Genomic DNA, 17249 nt, shown 5'->3' with positions numbered 1-17249 from the left:
ATGACGGCTATCTATAAGGACGCGGGACGTCCCGTGCACGAGCGCGTTGCCGATTTACTGGCGCGCATGACCCCGGAAGAGAAGTTCGCCCAGATGCATGCGTACTGGCTGATCCTCGATGAAAACGGTCATCACCGCGAGCGAAGCGATCTGAGCGACGAATTCGCCGGCGTAAGCGAGCAGGCGTCGCTGAGCGAACGGCTGAAGCTGGGCGTCGGGCAGATCACCCGCCCGCTGGGCACCCATATTGTTGACGCAAAAACCGGCGTTCGCGCCGCCAACCGCCTGCAGCGCATGATGATGGAAGAGACGCGTCTCGGCATCCCGGCGCTGTTCCACGAAGAGTGCCTGGTGGGGCTGCTGTGCAAAGACGCCACGCTGTTTCCTTCGTCGCTGAACTACGGCTCCACCTGGGATCCTGAACTGGTACAGCGGGCGGCAGAGCAGATTGGCAAAGAGGCGCGCTCCGTGGGCTGCCAGCAGGGGCTTGCGCCGGTGCTGGACGTCTCCCGCGACGTGCGCTGGGGGCGCACCGAAGAGACCTTCGGGGAAGATCCCTGGCTGGTGGGCGTAATGGCAACCGCCTACGTGAAAGGGTTACAGGGCGATAGGCGCGACCTGCTGGCGACGCTCAAGCACTACGTGGGCCACTCGTTCAGCGAAGGGGCGCGCAACCATGCCCCGGTCCACCTGGGGTTTAGCGAGCTGAACGACACCTTCCTGCTGCCGTTTGAAATGGCGGTCAAGCTGGCCAATGCCGGTTCGGTGATGCCTGCTTACCACGACATCGACAATCAGCCGGGGCACAGCGACAGCTTCCTGCTGACCACCGTCCTGCGCGAACGGTGGGGCTTCGACGGCATCATTGTGGCGGACTACGGCGGCGTCAGCCTGCTGCACCAGCACCACGGGATTTCCCACGATGCGGCCGAATCCGCCGCGCTGGCGTTTAACGCCGGGCTTGACGTCGAGCTGCCGAAAGACGACTGCGCGCGCCGTCTGGCGGACGCGGTTGAGCGCGGGCTGATCGCTATGACCAAAGTGGATGAGATCGTGGCGCGCGTGCTGACCGAAAAATTCCGTCTGGGGCTGTTTGAAAAGCCGTATGCCGATGAAAACGGTATCGATCTGCAAAATGACGCTACCCGGCAGGTCGCACGGGAGGTGGCGACAAAATCGGTCACGCTGCTGGAAAACAACGGCATTCTTCCGCTCGGCGGTAAGCCCCGCGTCGCGGTGGTGGGGCCGACGGCAGACGATCCGCTGGCGTTGCTCAGCGGCTACAGCTTCCCGGTGCATCTGATCATCAGCGATATGGTTGAAGAGACCTCCCAGGTGACGACCCCGCGCGCGGCGCTGGAGCAGTATCTCGGCGCGTCGCAGATCCGCTATGCCAAAGGGTGCCACATCATCGAAAAACGGATGGCGGGCGCGCCGGTCTTCCCGGGCGACAGCGGCGGCAAGCCGATGCAGAAGTCGCCGGTATCGCAAAGTACCGCCCTGATTCCCGAGGCGGTAAACGCCGCGCAGGAGAGTGACGTGGTGGTGGCCTGCGTGGGCGATCTCGCCGGGCTGTTCCAGAGCGGGACCGTGGGGGAAGGTTCCGACACCGATTCCCTGAACCTGCCGGGCGTGCAGCAACAGCTGCTGGAGGCGCTGGTGGCGACGGGTAAACCGGTGATTGTCGTGATGACCGGGGGGCGTCCGTACAACCTGCAGGGGCTGGAGGACAAGGTCGCGGCGCTGCTGATGGCATGGGCGCCGGGGCAGGAAGGCGGCTGGGCGATTGCGGATGTGTTAACCGGGCGTGCGGAGCCGCAGGGGCGTCTGGTGGTGAGCGTGCCGAAAAGCGCCGGGGCAATGCCGTATTACTACAATCACAAGCTCAAAAGCGGCGGCACGCCGTTTGCGTTCCACTTCGGTGCCCGCTATCCGTTTGGCTTCGGCCTCGGCTGGACAACGTTTCGCTGGGGGGCTGCCCGCCTTGCCGAAAGCCGCGTGCCGGTCGACGGCGAGGTGACGCTGAGCGTGGATATCACCAACACCGGGGAGCGCAGCGGCAGCGAGGTGGTGCAGGTTTACGTCAGGGATAAGGTCGCCACCCAGGTGCGGCCGCTTCAGGAGCTGAAGGCCTTCCAGCGCGTTACGCTCTCGCCGGGCGAAACCGCCACGCTCACCTTTACGCTGCCGGTTGAGATGTTCAACTTCACGCGCCGGGACGGGAAACGCATCGTTGAGCCGGGCGAGTTTGAGCTGCAGGTTGGCGCATCGTCGGCGAATATCCGCGAGGCGGTGACGGTCAACGTGACGGGGGAGACGCGGGTGCTGCCCGCGGAGTGGCGGATGCTGAGTACCTGTGAGGTTACGCGCGCGTAGTCAGGACAAAAAAAAGCCCATCGTGGGAGATGGGCAAAGACTACACACAGCAATTCGTTGTTTCACTCAGGGGATTTCCATGCTTATAAATCAAGGTGTTGATCTATAACCGTGACCTAATAGTAGGCATTGTAATTTTTAGCGTCGATCGGATTCGTCTCATTAGTTAAAGAGACGTAAAGATTTCCTGAGGATAAGAGCAGATTAAGTGCAGGAATAGCGGGTCTGACCAGTGTGCAACGAATAAATACTTTAGCAGCGTTTAAGTATTACGGGGAAGGATGTAGGCCGGGTAAGCGTTAGCGCCACCCGGCAACATAACTTAATGCGTGTTCTTCTCTTCCAGCTCTTCCAGTTCGCTCAAAATCACGTCCGGATCCGTCCCCGGTGGCGGAATTTCATGCACCCAGGCGGAGAACAGACGCCAGGTGACGGCGAGCAGCACCGGGCCAATAAACAGGCCTATCATGCCAAAGGCAATCAGGCCCCCAATCACCCCGGAGAGGATCAGAATCAGCGGCAGGTCTGCACCCATGCGGATGAGGATTGGGCGAATGACGTTATCCATGGTGCCGACCACGCAGCTCCAGACCAGCAGCACCGTTCCCCACGTGGTATCACCCGTCCAGTACAGCCAGATAATACTAGGGACCAGCACCAGCAGCGGCCCCAGCTGCGCAAGGCAGGTCATCAACATCACAACGGTAAACACGGTGGCGTACGGCACGCCGGAAATCGCCAGACCGATCCCGCCCAGCACCGCCTGCACCAGCGCGGTCACCACCACGCCCAGCGCAACCGCGCGCACGGCCTGCGCGGCCAGCAGGACCGCCGCATCACCGCGCTTGCCCGCCAGGCGGGTGGCAAAGTGGCGAACGCCTAACGCCACCTGCTCGCCGCGCCAGTAGAGCAGGGCGCTGAAGAGCAGCATCAGGGTACAGTGCATCATAAAGCGGCCAATATGCGCGGCCTGACCCACAAACCAGGTGGTGGTAGTGCCAATATACGGCCGCACTTTCGCCATCAGCGCGCTGCCGCCCATCTCTAGCAGGCTATGCCAGCCGCTGTAGAGTTTGGCGCCCACAACAGGGATGCTGTTAAGCCAGGCGAGATCCGGCAGCGTGAGATCGCCACTGGTCACGGCGCGGATCACCGGGCCGCTGGAGTCAACGAGACTGTTTACCAGCAGGGCAATCGGGATGATAAACAGCAGGAACAGCAGGAGCGTCATAACCAGCACGGCGAGCCCGCGGCGGCCAAAAAGCAGCTTCTGCAAACGAAGCAGCAAAGGCCAGGTGGCAACCACAACGGTTCCGGCCCAGGCAAAGCCGAGAATAAACGGTTGTACGATCCACAAGCAGGCAATAATCATGAGGGCCAGGAACAGCACCGACAGCAAAATTTGCGCAACATCCCTGGGCTGGCGAACATTGACCATAAATGAAACTTTCCTTAAAAGAACGCCAGTACGACTGGCGGGAACGGAAACCGCGTCTCTTTAATCATTAATGATCTCAGCGGTTTTTGACAGGCGGATTTTGCCTGTAATTCTACGAAGCACATAAGAAAAAAATGTGATAAAACTTTCCGGACACAACGCAAACGATTTCACATTACTCTAATTAGGGTCGACGGTCATGATCCCACAGATTTCTCAGGCACCTGGCGTCGTTCAGCTGGTGCTTAATTTTTTGCAGGCACTGGAGCAACAGGGTTTTACAGGTGATACCGCCACGAACTATGCCGACAGGCTGACGATGGCCACCGACAACAGTATTTACCAGCTTCTTCCCGATGCCGTGGTTTTCCCTCGCTCAACGGCCGACGTGGCGCTCATCGCCCGGCTGGCCACGCAGGAGCGCTTTGCCTCGCTGGTCTTTACGCCGCGCGGCGGCGGCACCGGGACCAACGGTCAGGCGCTGAACCAGGGCATTATTGTTGATATGTCGCGCTACATGAACCGCATCATTGAGATCAATCCTGAAGAGGGGTGGGTGCGGGTCGAAGCGGGCGTCATCAAAGATCGGCTTAACCAGTACCTTAAGCCTTACGGCTACTTTTTTGCCCCGGAGCTTTCTACCAGTAACCGCGCGACCCTGGGCGGGATGATCAACACGGATGCTTCCGGCCAGGGCTCGCTGGTCTACGGCAAAACCTCCGATCACGTGCTTGGCGTGCGTGCGGTGCTGCTGGGCGGCGATATCCTCGATACCCAGCCGATGCCGGTTGAACTGGCGGAAACGCTGGGCAAAGATAACACGGCCATTGGGCGTATCTATCGTACCGTGCTGGAACGCTGTCGCGACAACCGCCAGCTGATCCTCGATAAATTCCCCAGGCTGAACCGCTTCCTGACCGGGTACGACCTGCGTCACGTCTTTAACGACGATCTGACCCAGTTTGATTTAACCCGCGTATTGACCGGCTCCGAAGGGACGCTGGCGTTTATCACCGAGGCGCGGCTGGATATCACCCGCCTGCCGAAGGTGCGTCGTCTGGTGAACGTCAAATATGACTCCTTCGACTCCGCGCTGCGCAATGCGCCGTTTATGGTGGAAGCGAAAGCGCTGTCGGTTGAGACGGTCGACTCCAAAGTGCTCAACCTGGCCCGGGAAGATATTGTCTGGCATTCCGTTAGCGATCTTATTACCGACGTGCCGGATAAAGAGATGCTCGGCCTCAATATCGTGGAATTTGCCGGCGATGATGGGGAGCTGATAGAGAGCCAGGTCGCCACGCTCTGCCAGCGGCTGGATGAGCTGATTGCGCAGGGCGAAGGCGGCGTGATCGGCTGGCAGCTCTGTAACGATCTGGCCGGGATCGAGCGTATCTACGCCATGCGCAAAAAAGCCGTCGGCCTGCTCGGGAATGCGAAAGGCGCAGCGAAGCCAATTCCCTTTGCCGAAGACACCTGCGTGCCGCCTGAGCATCTGGCGGATTATATCGTTGAGTTTCGCGCCCTGCTGGACAGCCACGGACTGAGCTACGGCATGTTCGGCCACGTCGATGCCGGGGTGCTGCACGTGCGTCCGGCGCTGGACATGTGCGACCCGCAGCAGGAGATCCTGATGAAGCAGATCTCCGACGACGTGGTGGCCTTAACCGCCAAATACGGCGGCCTGCTGTGGGGCGAGCACGGGAAAGGGTTCCGCGCGGAGTACAGCCCGGCCTTCTTCGGCGAACGGCTCTACGCGGAGCTGCGCAAGGTGAAGGCGGCTTTCGATCCGCATAACCGCCTCAACCCGGGGAAAATCTGCCCGCCAGAGGGTGTGGATGCCCCAATGCTGCAGGTGGATGCCGTCAAGCGCGGCACCTACGACAGGCAGATCCCGATCGCGGTGCGCTCCTCCTGGCGCGGCGCGATGGAGTGTAACGGCAACGGCCTGTGCTTTAACTTCGACGTGAAAAGCCCGATGTGCCCGTCGATGAAAATCACCAGCAACCGTATTCATTCGCCGAAAGGGCGGGCGACGCTGGTGCGCGAGTGGCTGCGTCTGCTGGCCGACCGGGGCGTTGATCCGCTCAGGCTGGAGCAGCAGCTGCCGGAAAAACGGGCCAGCCTGCGCGGGCTTATCGAACGCACGCGCAACAGCTGGCATGCCAACAAGGGAGAGTATGATTTCTCCCATGAGGTGAAGGAGGCGATGTCCGGCTGTCTGGCCTGTAAAGCCTGCTCCACCCAGTGCCCGATTAAAATCGACGTGCCGGAGTTCCGCTCGCGCTTCCTGCAGCTCTACCACACGCGCTATCTGCGCCCGGTGCGCGACCATCTGGTAGCGACGGTGGAAAGCTACGCCCCGCTGATGGCGCGCGCGCCTAAAACCTTCAACTTCTTTATCAACCAGCCGCTGGTGCGCAAGTTCTCCGAAAAGCACATCGGCATGGTCGATCTGCCGCTGCTGTCGGTGCCGTCGCTGCAGCGCCAGCTTGTCGGGCACCGCTCGGCGAACATGACCCTGGAGCAGCTCGAGGCGCTCACCCCTGAGCAAAAAGCGAAGGTGGTGCTGGTGGTGCAGGATCCGTTTACCAGCTACTACGATGCGCAGGTGGTGGCGGACTTCATCCGCCTGAGCGAAAAGCTGGGGTATCAGCCGGTGGTGCTGCCGTTCTCGCCCAACGGCAAGGCGCAGCACATCAAGGGCTTCCTGACGCGTTTTGCGAAGACCGCGCAGAAAACCGCGGACTTCCTGAATCGCGTGGCGCAGCTCGGGATACCGATGGTCGGCGTCGATCCGGCGCTGGTGCTGTGCTACCGCGATGAATACAAGCAGACGCTGGGCGACAGGCGCGGCGATTTCCACGTGATGCTTGTGCACGAGTGGCTGCCGACGGCGCTGGAAGATAAGGCTGTTCAGGACGTCAGCGGCGAACCGTGGTATCTGTTTGGACACTGCACGGAAGTCACCGCGCTGCCGGGCGCACCCGCGCAGTGGGCGTCCGTCTTTGCCCGCTTCGGTGCGAAGCTGGAGAGCGTCAGCGTGGGCTGCTGCGGCATGGCCGGCACCTACGGTCACGAAGTGAAAAACCACGCCAGCTCGCTCGGCATCTACGAGCTGTCCTGGCATCAGGCGATGCAGCGTTTGCCGCGAAACCGCTGTCTGGCGACGGGCTACTCCTGCCGCAGCCAGGTGAAACGGGTAGAAGGTAACGGCGTCCGCCACCCGCTGCAGGCTTTACTGGAGATAATTGGATGATCTGGAAACGTGCCGTGACGCTGCAGGCGCTGAACGCCATGGGCGAGGGAAATATGGTGGGGCTGCTGGATATTCAGTTCACCCGCATAGGCGAGGATGAGATTGAGGCCACCATGCCCGTAGACAGTCGCACCCACCAGCCGTTTGGCTTACTGCACGGCGGCGCGTCCGTCGTGCTGGCCGAAACGCTGGGCTCGGTGGCGGGATATCTCTGCACCGAAGGGGAGCAGAAGGTGGTCGGGCTTGAGGTGAATGCTAACCACATTCGCTCGGTGCGCAGCGGGCGCGTGCGCGGCGTGTGCCGCGCGCTGCATGCCGGGAGCCGCCATCAGGTGTGGCAGATAGATATTCTCGACGAGCAGGATCGCCTGTGCTGCTCGTCGCGGCTGACCACGGCGGTTGTGTAAAGTTTTCAGATGTTTTGCCTTTGGTCAAAAACTAGCCAGTGGGTTGTGATATACTGGTCAGGTTTTGTACATAAGCGAGGACATCATGGATACTGAAATAACCCCAACGCAGCTGGCAGTTGAATATTTACGTCGCGATAAGAGCAACCTGTCTCCGGCGCAGTACCTGAAAAAGCTGAAACAGCTTGAGCTGGAATTCACAGATTTGCTGGCGCTCTCTTCTAACGAGCTGAAAGAAGAGATCTACTTTGCCTGGCGGTTGGGCGTTCACGTCCATTGAGTACATGAGAATAAAAGGGCCGCGAGTGCGGCCTTTTTTGTGCCTGACATTCAGTATCGGGCGGGAAGCTTGTTGATTTTAATGAGCCTGCCTTCTTCTATTTCGATAAATCCGCCGGTTTTTAAATCCGCCAGAATGCGCATCACGCCGCTGCGGGAGAGCTGGGTTTTCTCCCTGATATACCTTTCCGCCGTCACGCTGAGCCGATAACCCTCATCTTCTTCCATCAGCGTGAATAGCTGCTGGCGAATCATCTCATAGGCCGTGGGCGCGCCCTGCGGCATCACGTTGTTATAAAGACGGCTATATACAAACATGAGCTGTTGAGAAAGCAGGCCCCACAGCGCCTTCTCCTGGATAATGTCATTCACCCGCTCGGCGGTGAGCGTCCCTATCAGGCACGGGCTGACGGTCTTAATATAATCATTGAAATAGATGTCGGTCAGGTTAGCGAGGCCGAACACGGCGGGGCTGCGCGCCGTAGACAGCATCATGTCATCGCTTCGTCTGTAGATGGCGATCGTCCCCTCAAGAATTAAATAGCACATACCCTGACCGTTAATTTGCAGGTCAAACCGCTCGCCGCGTGCGGCGCGTTGCGTTGTGCACTCGGGCAGCAGGTGTGAAATAAGTTCTTGCGCGTAGGGAGAACCCCGTTGAGACTTTTCTGGAAGGGACATGGTCGCCGACAACCTTAAAAATAACCTGGCTAATTATAGCGCTTCTCCTGGGGACAGGCACGCAGGCTATCAATATTTTCGCGGCAGATGGTGAATCTCCAGCAGCACCCCACGCTCCATGGTGATGTACTTCCCTGTCCTCAGTTCTGCCAGAATACGCATAATTCCACTGCGCGAAAGATAGGTCCGGCTCTTGATCCAGGCGGCCGCCGTCGTATTTTTACGTATGGCGTCGGGCTCCTGCATGAGCTCAACCAGCTGGAAGCGAATGATGTCGTAGGCGGACATTTGGGATATTTGCGCGCAATGCTCATACACCCGTGAGGCCGTATAAATAAGCAGCTTTGAAAAGTGTTCCCATAAATCCTGCTGTGAAACAATCTGGTTAAACGTCTCCAGCGACACGCGGGCAATTTCTGCCGTCTCCAGGGCCCGAACGTAGAGATGTTCCGAAGAAAATTGACTGCTAACGCCAAGAATAAAAGGCGCAGATTCAGAGTTCAACATGATACCGTCGCCGCGACGGTGAAGCGCCACGCTGCCCTGGAGAAGTAAAAAACACTGCCGCACATCGTCTTTATAATAATGCACGGTTTCTCCCCGACTGACGATCGTTCTTTTTGCCGCAGGTAGCACTGAGTTAATCAGCGTTTCTATATGGACAAGCGGTTTTAAACCAAGAACGGTCGAGTTGTGATTATTCAATGACGTGGTTAAACGCGTATTCATACGATACCTCTCGGCGACTACGGAGCGAGCATTTTTTGGATCTGGTGGAGAATTATCTTAAAAATGAAGGGGGCAGGGAATGTTTCTGCAGGGTCTAAAAGTAGACCGATGAGCGCCCGACAACTAACGCGTTGAATGGAAACATAAAGACGAACGGGTCTACTAATAGACCTGAAAAATAAGGCTCCGGCGCACCCGAAAGAAATGTTGAATTTACGTTAAATTAGAGTCTACAGCTAGACCACCAAAGAGTTGTATTCATAAAAATGATTATATAAATTTTAACCAGTCAGTCAGAAAGACCTTAAAGCTTTAATTGAAAAATAGATGAATTCGCCGTGATTCATTTATCAACTTTCTGCTGCGTGAGTTTCGATAATAAATAAAGTTATCCCGTGAACAGGAAAATGAAGATGATGAAAAAGAACATTATTTTAGCGATGGTGGCGACAGGTTCCGCCTTAATGATCGGCAATGCACTTGCTGCTGCAGGAACCGTTAATTTTAACGGTAACATTCTGGATTCCGCCTGCGATGTTGCGGTTGCCTCTCAAAACCAGGTGGTGGTATTAGGTGATTACAATAAAACAGAATTTCAGGCAACAGGCTCCAGAACTGCGGCAACGAAATTCGATATTGTTCTGAAGAACTGCCCGGTCACGGTCTCCAGTGCTAAAGTCCGTTTTGACGGCACGCCTGACCTGACTAACGCCGATCTGCTGGCGATTGATACCTCCGTCGCAGGCGCGGCAACGGGCGTTGCTATCAATTTGATGACCGCCGATAAGGCAGACCTGCCGCTGCACGGCAGTAACAGCTACAGCTATGCGTTAAGCAGCAGCGCCGACAATACGCTCAATTTCTACGCGCAGTATATTTCAACGGCGGCTTCGGTGACTGCCGGTCCTGCAAACTCCGTAGCAAATTTCTCCGTTGTTTATAACTAGTCATTAAGCAGAATCCGAGTCGGTTCCACGACGTTCTGCGCGGGGGCGGCCGCTGCCCCCGTGTTTCAAGAGGTGTAACATGAATTTTATTAGCAAGACCCTGCTCATTGCTGCCGCTTTGACGGCATCGTTTTCGAACGCTTTTGCCGGGGTCATTATTGGCGGTACCCGCGTGATTTTTGACGGTGGAAAAAAGGAGGCCTCAATCAGCATTAATAATGCCGATAGCGTGCCTTACTTAATCCAGTCCTGGGTCGAAATGCCAGAGGGTAATGCTAATAAAGCGCCATTTATTGTTACGCCGCCTTTATATCGACTGGAGGGTGGTCAGCAAAATATTGAGCGTATTTTATTGTCGGGTTCGCTGCCTCAGGAAAAAGAAAGTCTCTTCTGGCTGAATATTAAGGCGATACCGTCTGCCTCGAAACAGGCAAACTCGCTGCAAATTGCCGTGAAAACGCGCATCAAGCTGATTTATCGCCCGGCAGGTTTGAAAGCGTCAACACCGGAAGATCAGGCGAATAAATTAACCTGGTCGCGCAGCGGAAATAAGCTCATGGTCGCCAACCCCACGCCCTATGTTATCAACTTTAATGAAATAAGCGTCGGTAATAAAAAACTGGATGAGGTTTCGTGGGTAGCGCCGGGTGCAATGGCGGCATTTACCTTACCCGCGGGTGCCACGGGTAACCAGATTGCATTCAAAGTCATTAATGATTACGGCAGCCCCGGAATATTACATCAGGCCAGTTTTAATTTATCAGAAGCGGCGATCCTCCTATCAGCTCAGGTTAATGATGATGGCAACAAAAACGAAAATAATGCAGCCTGCGCGTCTGGCAATCTGTATCGCCTTTGCGCTGGTTAATGCAGTGCAGACGGTTTACGCCCGGGACTCGTTCAACGCCGAACTGGTTGAACTGGACAACCCGGGCGCGGGGAAAGCTGATTTATCTGCTTTTGAATCAGGTTCGCAGGCACCAGGGAAATACCACGTTGACATCATTCTTGACGACCAGCTCATCGAGACCCGCGATATTGATTTCACCTCGGTAAAAGAAGGGGAGGAGGGCGATAGCCTCCAGCCCTGTCTGAGTATTGAACAGCTTAGCGGATGGGGAGTCAAAACCGCGCTTTTTCCCGACTTAGCCAGCAAGGGCGCATCCTGCGTCAACCTGCGGGCGATCCCTCACGCCAGCACCGATTTTCAGTTTGCCGCACAGCGGCTGATTATCAGCATTCCCCGGGCCGCGATTGACCTGCCGGCACGCGGGTATGTCTCGCCAGCGCTGTGGGATGAAGGAATTACCGCCGCCATGTTGAATTACAGCCTGAGTGGCGCAAACAGCCGGGCAAAACAAAACGGCAGCGAAAACAGCGACAGTCAGTATGCCAACCTGCGCCCTGGCCTCAACGTTGGCCCCTGGCGACTGCGAAATTACACCACCTGGTCGCGGGGTGAGAACGGCCAGGACCGATGGGATACCGTCTACACCTATGCACAACGGGCCATCATTCCGCTCAGGGCGCAGCTCACCCTGGGGGATAGCTCCGCGCCAGCCGACGTGTTCGACAGTATGCCGTTTCGCGGCGGACAGCTGGCTTCGGATGACGACATGCTCCCGGATTCGCTGAAAGGCTATGCGCCCGTGGTACGGGGAATCGCGCGTACCAATGCCCAGGTGGTGGTGCGTCAAAACGGCTATCAGATTTATCAGACCTACGTGTCGCCGGGCGCTTTTGAGATCGCCGATATGTACCCCACGGGCGGGGCCGGGGATCTGGACGTCACCGTGAAAGAAGCCGACGGCAGCGAGCAGCATTTCACCCTCCCGTACGCTTCATTACCGGTTTTACAGCGCGAAGGACGGCTCAAGTATGCGCTAACAGGCGGGCAATACCGCTCATATAACGGCAGCGTGGAGAAGACGCCTTTCGGGCAAATCACGGGCATTTATGGTCTGCCCTATGGGCTCACGCTCTATGGCGGGCTGCAGGAGTCGAGTAAATATCAGTCGATCGCCACGGGACTCGGGAAAAATATGGGCGAGTTCGGCGCCATTTCTGCGGATATGACCCAGGCCTGGTCTACTCCGCAGGGCGGCGATAAGTCCAACGGTCAGTCCTGGCGCGCGCGCTACAGCAAAAACGTTGTGGGCACCGGCACCCATTTTTCGATAGCGGGCTACCGCTACTCGACCCGCGGTTACTACGGCATGCAGGAGATCCTCGATTCCTGGGGCGACAGCGCCGCGCTTCAGGACCGCCGCCGCAACCGGGCCGAGCTGACGATGAGCCAGACGCTGGGGCCCAGCCTGGGCTCGCTGACGCTGAGCGCGGCCCGCGAAGACTACTGGAATTCGGGTAAAACGATGGCGTCGTACAGCCTCGGTTACAGCAACGACTGGCACAACATCAGCTACGGCATCACCTGGACCTACAGCAAAAACGGCAGTGCGGGCTCAAGTGATGGCAATAAACGCTACGACTACGACCAGCTCCTGGCCTTTAACGTCAGTATTCCTCTTGAGAAGTTTTTTCCGCAAACTTGGGCTAACTATGGCGTGAGCACCAGCAAGAATAGCGGCACCACGCACAATATCGGTCTGAACGGCGTGGCGCTGGAAAACCACGCCCTGAACTGGAACGTGCAGCAGGGATACGGCTCGGACGGCGTTGGCTACACGGGAAATATGAACGGTGATTATAAGGGCACCTACGGTGAAGTCACTGCGGGCTATAGCTATGACAAACACAGCGAGCGCCTCAACTACGGCCTGCAGGGCGGGATCCTGGCCCATCAGGACGGAATGACGCTTTCCCAGCCCCTGGGTGAGACCAATGTTCTGATTCGCGCTCCGGGCGCGCGCGGCGTAGCTATTCGTAATCAACCGGGCGTCAGAACGGATTACCGAGGGTATACGGCGGTCAGTACTCTCTCCGTTTACCGTAAAACGACGTCACGCTTGCCCCGGAAAGCCTGCCGGATGACGTTGAGCTGGATATTAACACCCGAACGGTGACGCCGACGCGTGGCGCGCTCGTTTTGGCGGACTATACGGCGAGGGTGGGGCGACGGGTGTTATTTAACTTAATGCATAACGGCCATCCTGTTCCCTTTGGCGCAATGGCAAGCCTGAAAGGCGCCGACGGCGGCGTTATTGTTGGCGATAAAGGCCAGGCCTACCTCACCGGGCTGGCGAATCAGGGCACCGTCTTCGTCACCTGGGGAGCGGAAAGCGATCGGCAATGCCGCGCGCCTTACGCGCTTCCCCCTGAGTCGGCGGCGGGTGGAATGACCGAAATTAACGTTCCTTGCGTTTAGGATGTCTAAAATGCGCTTAATTTACATGATATTTCTGCTGTGGATCGCAGCAGGCTGGAGCAATGCTCGGGCTGGAACCTGTACGACAATTACGCCGCAGGAATCCACGTTGTCCATCGGCACCCTGACGGTACAGCGCGATGTCGCGGTGGGCACGGTGTTATTTTCGCGCAATGCGACGGTGACGTCGTCGTATTTAACCGGCTGCACCAATCCATTAATGCTGGGATTTAGTATGCGGTACCTCAATGCGACGCTGAGCGCGTATGGTAATCATGTCTATGACACCAACGTAAGCGGCATTGGCGTGCGCTTTTCATCGGGGAATTATTTTGAAAACCCGACCAATACCTTTTCCTATAGTGCGCAGGCCAGCTATGTCGAATGGTGGGGCGGTAAAATAGAACTTATCGTTACCGGACCGGTCTCGTCAGGGGCGTTGACGCCAGGCGTGCTGGGCGTCGTGATGCTGCAGGGCAGTGACGGCGTTTATCGAGAGGGCCTTACGACCACTTTGCTGGGCGGAACCATTAACGTCCTGGCCTGCACGATTACAACGCCGCAGCTGACGTTTCCGATAGGTGATATTTCTGCCGCAGTTTTTGGATCAACGGCAGGCACCACGCCTGCGGGCGCCCAAAATACGCAGAATCTGGGGCTTAACTGCGATGCGGGAGCGAACGTCAACGTATCGCTCAGCGGTATTCAGAATCCGGACGTTGCGACGACGAGCGTGCTGGCGCTGACGGGGCAAGGGAGTACCGGCGCGGCGAAAGGCGTTGGCGTCCAGCTGCTCTATAACGGTACGCCTCTTCAGCTCAATACCCGGCTGCCGTTAAAACTCGCGGCTGGTGGCCAGGAAGCGTTCCCCTTAACGGCGCGCTATTATCAGACGCAAACGACCGTAGAGCCCGGCACCGCAAATGCGTCAGCAACCTTAAATTTGACCTACCAGTAAAGGGGATGGCGATGAATATCATGCGTACGGCAGCGTTCCTCGCGGCGGTAATCAGCGGCCATGTGATTGCCGCGGACAGCGTTAACGTCAGCGTCACCGGCAATATTGTTGCCTCTCCCTGCGTATTTAATGGAGGGAATTCCCGTCTGGACGTTAATCTCGGCAATATTCAGGCGACCAATATGGTTACGCCGGGATCGCTTTCCGATCCGGTGGCCTTTGATTTGTTGTTCACCCTTTGCCCGGCGGGTACCCGCAGCGTAACGGCAACCTTTAGCGGAACGCCCGATCCGGTTGCCGGCGCTGGGTATTACAAGAACAGCGGTACGGCAGAAAACGTTGCCATTGCGATGACGGCGATGGGCAGCGATGCGCTTTTGGGGACGGGATCAAGCCTCACCCAAAATATTGCCGCAGACAGAACGGCGACGTTAGCCATGCAGGCGAGGGTTAAATCGGTTGCGGGCGGTGCAACGCCGGGGACGATAAGCGCGGCTGTCGTTCTTACCCTGCAGTATAACTGATGCGCTTTTGACTAACGGAGATGATATGTATTTTATTCGCCTTATGTTAAAGGGATGTACCGTTCTGATCCTGTTGGCGTCTATTATCTGGGCCTTTAAAGAGCCGGTGATTAAAACGGCTGACTGGGATCAAGGCAATAATGCGCTTGCGAAAATTGAGTGTCATGTGATGACCGATCTGTAATTTAAAAATATTACTTCAACTCTTTATTTTAACAACGCCGTGGCATAAAAATGGTCAATATTTTAATAAGCGAGGCTGATGTCTTATTTCAGTCTGGCTTGCAGTATTTTTTTAGGGATTTTTTTTCACGTGTCGCGCAGCAGGACGTTACATTTACATTTGATTTTACAGCGGACAGCATCAGAGCGGCTGATGTCATCGTGCTTGCGCTGTGCCAGGGAGAATACTTCACCTGTTTTCCCGAGCTGCAGGCGCGGGAGCAGGGCATCATCATCGGTATTGTTGAAGAGGATACCGGCCTGGAAGCGTTGCCATCCTGCTTTCAGGATATTATTTTCATTTCAAGAAGAGCGCCCCTGTCGCAGGTACGTCTTGTGCTCCTTAACGCCTGGCGGATTGCCCTGTTAAATAAATATCGGCGCCCTTCGATTTCGTGTTTCGAGTGCCAGCAGAAAACATTATCACCCCAGCAGATTCGCATTATGGTTGGCTTTTATAAAGGATTGTCGGTCAACGACATAGCGAATGAGTTATGCATCAGTGATAAAACGGTTTTTACGCATAAATATATGCTGATGCACAAATTTCATTTACGAAGCGATTATGAATTAATAAAGCTGCTTAACAGAATGGCAGAGAAGAATAGCTGGGCAAATATCTTTCACCAGTATCTGAACCGATAATTTCCAGGATTGATATGTTGACGCGTTTCGCTAATAGCACGGTGGCGTTTGCCCTCTGCCTTTTTTCATGCCCGGGATTTTCTGCAGGCCTGGTGGTCAACGACCGCGCCCTGCGTGACGATCTGGCATGGTTGTCCGACCGCAAGTTAATCCGCCTTGATCTCTCAACGTGGCCCCTGAGTGAGGCGGAAATCCAAAACGCGCTGTTAACGCTCCGCGCCAGCGAGGATCCCGTTAACCTGCGGGTTATTCACCGGATCCAAAAACGGTTACGGCAGCTCAAATCGTCGGGACAGGTTTCGGCTTTTGCCGCGACGGGTCGCAACCGGCTCCCGGCGGGTATGGACGCCGGGCATACCGCGGGGCAGTCGTTTAGCGCGGCTATCGGCATGAATGATAACGACTGGGATATTACCCTGAAGGGAAATATTGAGAGACGGCAGTGGATCGCTGACGCGTCCAGCGTTAACCCAAACGGCAGCTATGCGGCGTGGCGTCTGGCCAACCAGTGGTTAAGCTTCGGCGAGATCCCGCAGTGGTGGGGCCCTGGAAATGATGCCAGTCTGATCCGCTCTGATTCAGCACGTCCGGTAGTGGGGCTGATGATGCAGCGCGATGATCCCCAGCCTTTCGAGAGCCCCTGGCTTGCAGGGTTAGGGGCCTGGCAATATCAAATTTTCACGGGACAGATCCGACAATATTCGCATCCGGATCGGCCGAAGCTTTCAGGAGCCAGAGTGGCCTTTTCGCCGGGTAACGCGCTGGCGCTGGCGCTATCCCGCGAGATATTGTGGGGGGGAAAAGGGCGCCCGGAAAACTACGCGTCCTTCCGGGATGCGTTATTCGGGCAGGATAATACCGGAAACCAGAAAAGCGATCCGGGAGACCAGCTTGGCGGCATCGATTTTCGCGTGCATTTAGCCAGCCTGCTCGCGATTCCGGTGAGCCTGTATGGCCAGGTTGTGGGTGATGATGAAGCGGGATTTTTGCCCTCCCATAACGCCTGGCTGGGCGGCATAGAAGGGCACAATGTTGCGGGAAATAGCCAGATGAACTGGGCGCTTGAAGCGGCGGATACCCGTTCGCAAATGAAAGAGACCGGGGCGATCTATTATCACTACTGCTATCGCGGCGGTTTTTATCAGCAGGGCTGGCCGCTGGCCGATGCAATGGGCGGTGACGGCACGCGGTTCGCGGCGCGCGTGGAGTGGGTATTTGAGAACGACGAGCGGCTCAGCCTGCGTGGCGTGAGGGCTCGACTGAACCGTACCTCGCAGTCGTTCAACCAGGCCTATCCCCGTAACGAGACGCTGCAAGGGATCGAGGCCTCCTGGCAGACGCCGATATCCGATAGCGTTACGGTAGCCTCAGGAGCGTGGTTCACGCAGAGCGACCGGGAGCGTAACGATACGGGTCTCCAGCTGCAGCTTTTTTTCTCCAGTGAGCCCTGATTTATCGCGAA

At 56.8% G+C, this 17249-nt stretch carries 13 protein-coding genes, 1 other RNA gene and 2 pseudogenes; 12 read left to right on the top strand and 4 right to left on the bottom strand.

Annotated features, from left to right (window positions below; translation table 11 throughout):
• On the top strand, positions 1-2376 hold the full coding sequence (locus tag L6R44_RS04850) for a glycoside hydrolase family 3 N-terminal domain-containing protein (RefSeq protein WP_237423444.1): 2376 nt from the start codon (positions 1-3) through the stop codon (positions 2374-2376).
• A 5-nt stretch (positions 2377-2381) separates the two neighbouring features.
• Here L6R44_RS04850 and rprA read toward each other — a convergent pair.
• Both rprA and ydiK read right to left on the bottom strand, forming a co-directional pair.
• Positions 2382-2489, bottom strand: an RNA gene (rprA, locus tag L6R44_RS04845) — antisense sRNA RprA.
• Positions 2490-2698: 209 nt separating this feature from the next.
• Positions 2699-3814 (bottom strand): AI-2E family transporter YdiK, encoded by a 1116-nt coding sequence (gene ydiK, locus L6R44_RS04840; protein WP_237423443.1) that lies wholly within the window; start codon positions 3812-3814, stop codon positions 2699-2701.
• Between the two features lie 199 nt (positions 3815-4013).
• On the opposite strand from ydiK, the gene ydiJ reads away from it, so the two are divergent.
• The 3 genes from ydiJ (at position 4014) to L6R44_RS04825 (ending at position 7757) form a co-directional block, all read left to right on the top strand.
• Positions 4014-7070, top strand: a complete 3057-nt coding sequence (ydiJ, locus tag L6R44_RS04835; RefSeq protein ID WP_237423442.1) for a D-2-hydroxyglutarate dehydrogenase YdiJ — start codon at positions 4014-4016, stop codon at positions 7068-7070.
• A complete protein-coding gene (gene menI, locus L6R44_RS04830; protein ID WP_237423441.1) occupies positions 7067-7477 on the top strand; it encodes a 1,4-dihydroxy-2-naphthoyl-CoA hydrolase in 411 nt (136 codons plus the stop codon). The genes ydiJ and menI overlap by 4 nt, the downstream gene beginning before the upstream one ends.
• Positions 7478-7562: 85 nt before the next feature.
• Positions 7563-7757: a YdiH family protein gene (locus L6R44_RS04825; protein WP_237423440.1), complete on the top strand. Its 195-nt coding sequence runs from the start codon at positions 7563-7565 to the stop codon at positions 7755-7757.
• Between the two features lie 50 nt (positions 7758-7807).
• On the opposite strand, the gene L6R44_RS04820 is transcribed toward L6R44_RS04825, so the two are convergent.
• The gene (locus L6R44_RS04820; protein ID WP_237423439.1) at positions 7808-8437 is read right to left on the bottom strand and encodes a helix-turn-helix domain-containing protein; all 630 of its coding nucleotides are present in this window, start codon (positions 8435-8437) and stop codon (positions 7808-7810) included.
• A gap of 69 nt (positions 8438-8506) precedes the next feature.
• A complete protein-coding gene (locus tag L6R44_RS04815; RefSeq protein ID WP_237423438.1) occupies positions 8507-9166 on the bottom strand; it encodes a helix-turn-helix domain-containing protein in 660 nt (219 codons plus the stop codon).
• Positions 9167-9582: 416 nt separating this feature from the next.
• Between L6R44_RS04815 and L6R44_RS04810 the strand changes: the two genes are divergently transcribed.
• The 8 genes and pseudogenes from L6R44_RS04810 to L6R44_RS04775 all read left to right on the top strand — a co-directional run bounded on the left by L6R44_RS04810 (position 9583) and on the right by L6R44_RS04775 (position 17238).
• Positions 9583-10113 carry a fimbrial protein gene (locus L6R44_RS04810; RefSeq protein WP_237423556.1) on the top strand — a complete coding sequence of 177 codons (531 nt, stop codon included), beginning with the start codon at positions 9583-9585 and terminating at the stop codon, positions 10111-10113.
• Positions 10114-10192: 79 nt separating this feature from the next.
• Positions 10193-10864 (top strand): annotated as a pseudogene (locus tag L6R44_RS04805) (fimbrial biogenesis chaperone); the annotation flags it as partial.
• A gap of 49 nt (positions 10865-10913) precedes the next feature.
• Positions 10914-13438 (top strand): annotated as a pseudogene (locus L6R44_RS04800) (fimbria/pilus outer membrane usher protein).
• A 10-nt stretch (positions 13439-13448) separates the two neighbouring features.
• Positions 13449-14396 carry a fimbrial protein gene (locus L6R44_RS04795; protein WP_237423436.1) on the top strand — a complete coding sequence of 316 codons (948 nt, stop codon included), beginning with the start codon at positions 13449-13451 and terminating at the stop codon, positions 14394-14396.
• 5 nt (positions 14397-14401) lie between these two features.
• A complete protein-coding gene (locus tag L6R44_RS04790; protein WP_045890025.1) occupies positions 14402-14920 on the top strand; it encodes a fimbrial protein in 519 nt (172 codons plus the stop codon).
• 25 nt (positions 14921-14945) lie between these two features.
• Positions 14946-15104: a hypothetical protein gene (locus tag L6R44_RS04785; protein WP_154231962.1), complete on the top strand. Its 159-nt coding sequence runs from the start codon at positions 14946-14948 to the stop codon at positions 15102-15104.
• A 50-nt stretch (positions 15105-15154) separates the two neighbouring features.
• Positions 15155-15787 (top strand): helix-turn-helix transcriptional regulator, encoded by a 633-nt coding sequence (locus L6R44_RS04780; RefSeq protein WP_237423435.1) that lies wholly within the window; start codon positions 15155-15157, stop codon positions 15785-15787.
• A 14-nt stretch (positions 15788-15801) separates the two neighbouring features.
• Positions 15802-17238, top strand: a complete 1437-nt coding sequence (locus L6R44_RS04775) for a capsule assembly Wzi family protein (RefSeq protein ID WP_237423434.1) — start codon at positions 15802-15804, stop codon at positions 17236-17238.
• The last annotated feature ends 11 nt before the right edge of the window (positions 17239-17249 follow it).

The sequence above is a fragment of the Enterobacter cloacae complex sp. ECC445 genome, assembly GCF_021892025.1.
Taxonomy (GTDB): Bacteria; Pseudomonadota; Gammaproteobacteria; order Enterobacterales; family Enterobacteriaceae; genus Enterobacter; species Enterobacter chengduensis.
This window is presented reverse-complemented; position numbering and strand designations above follow the sequence as displayed.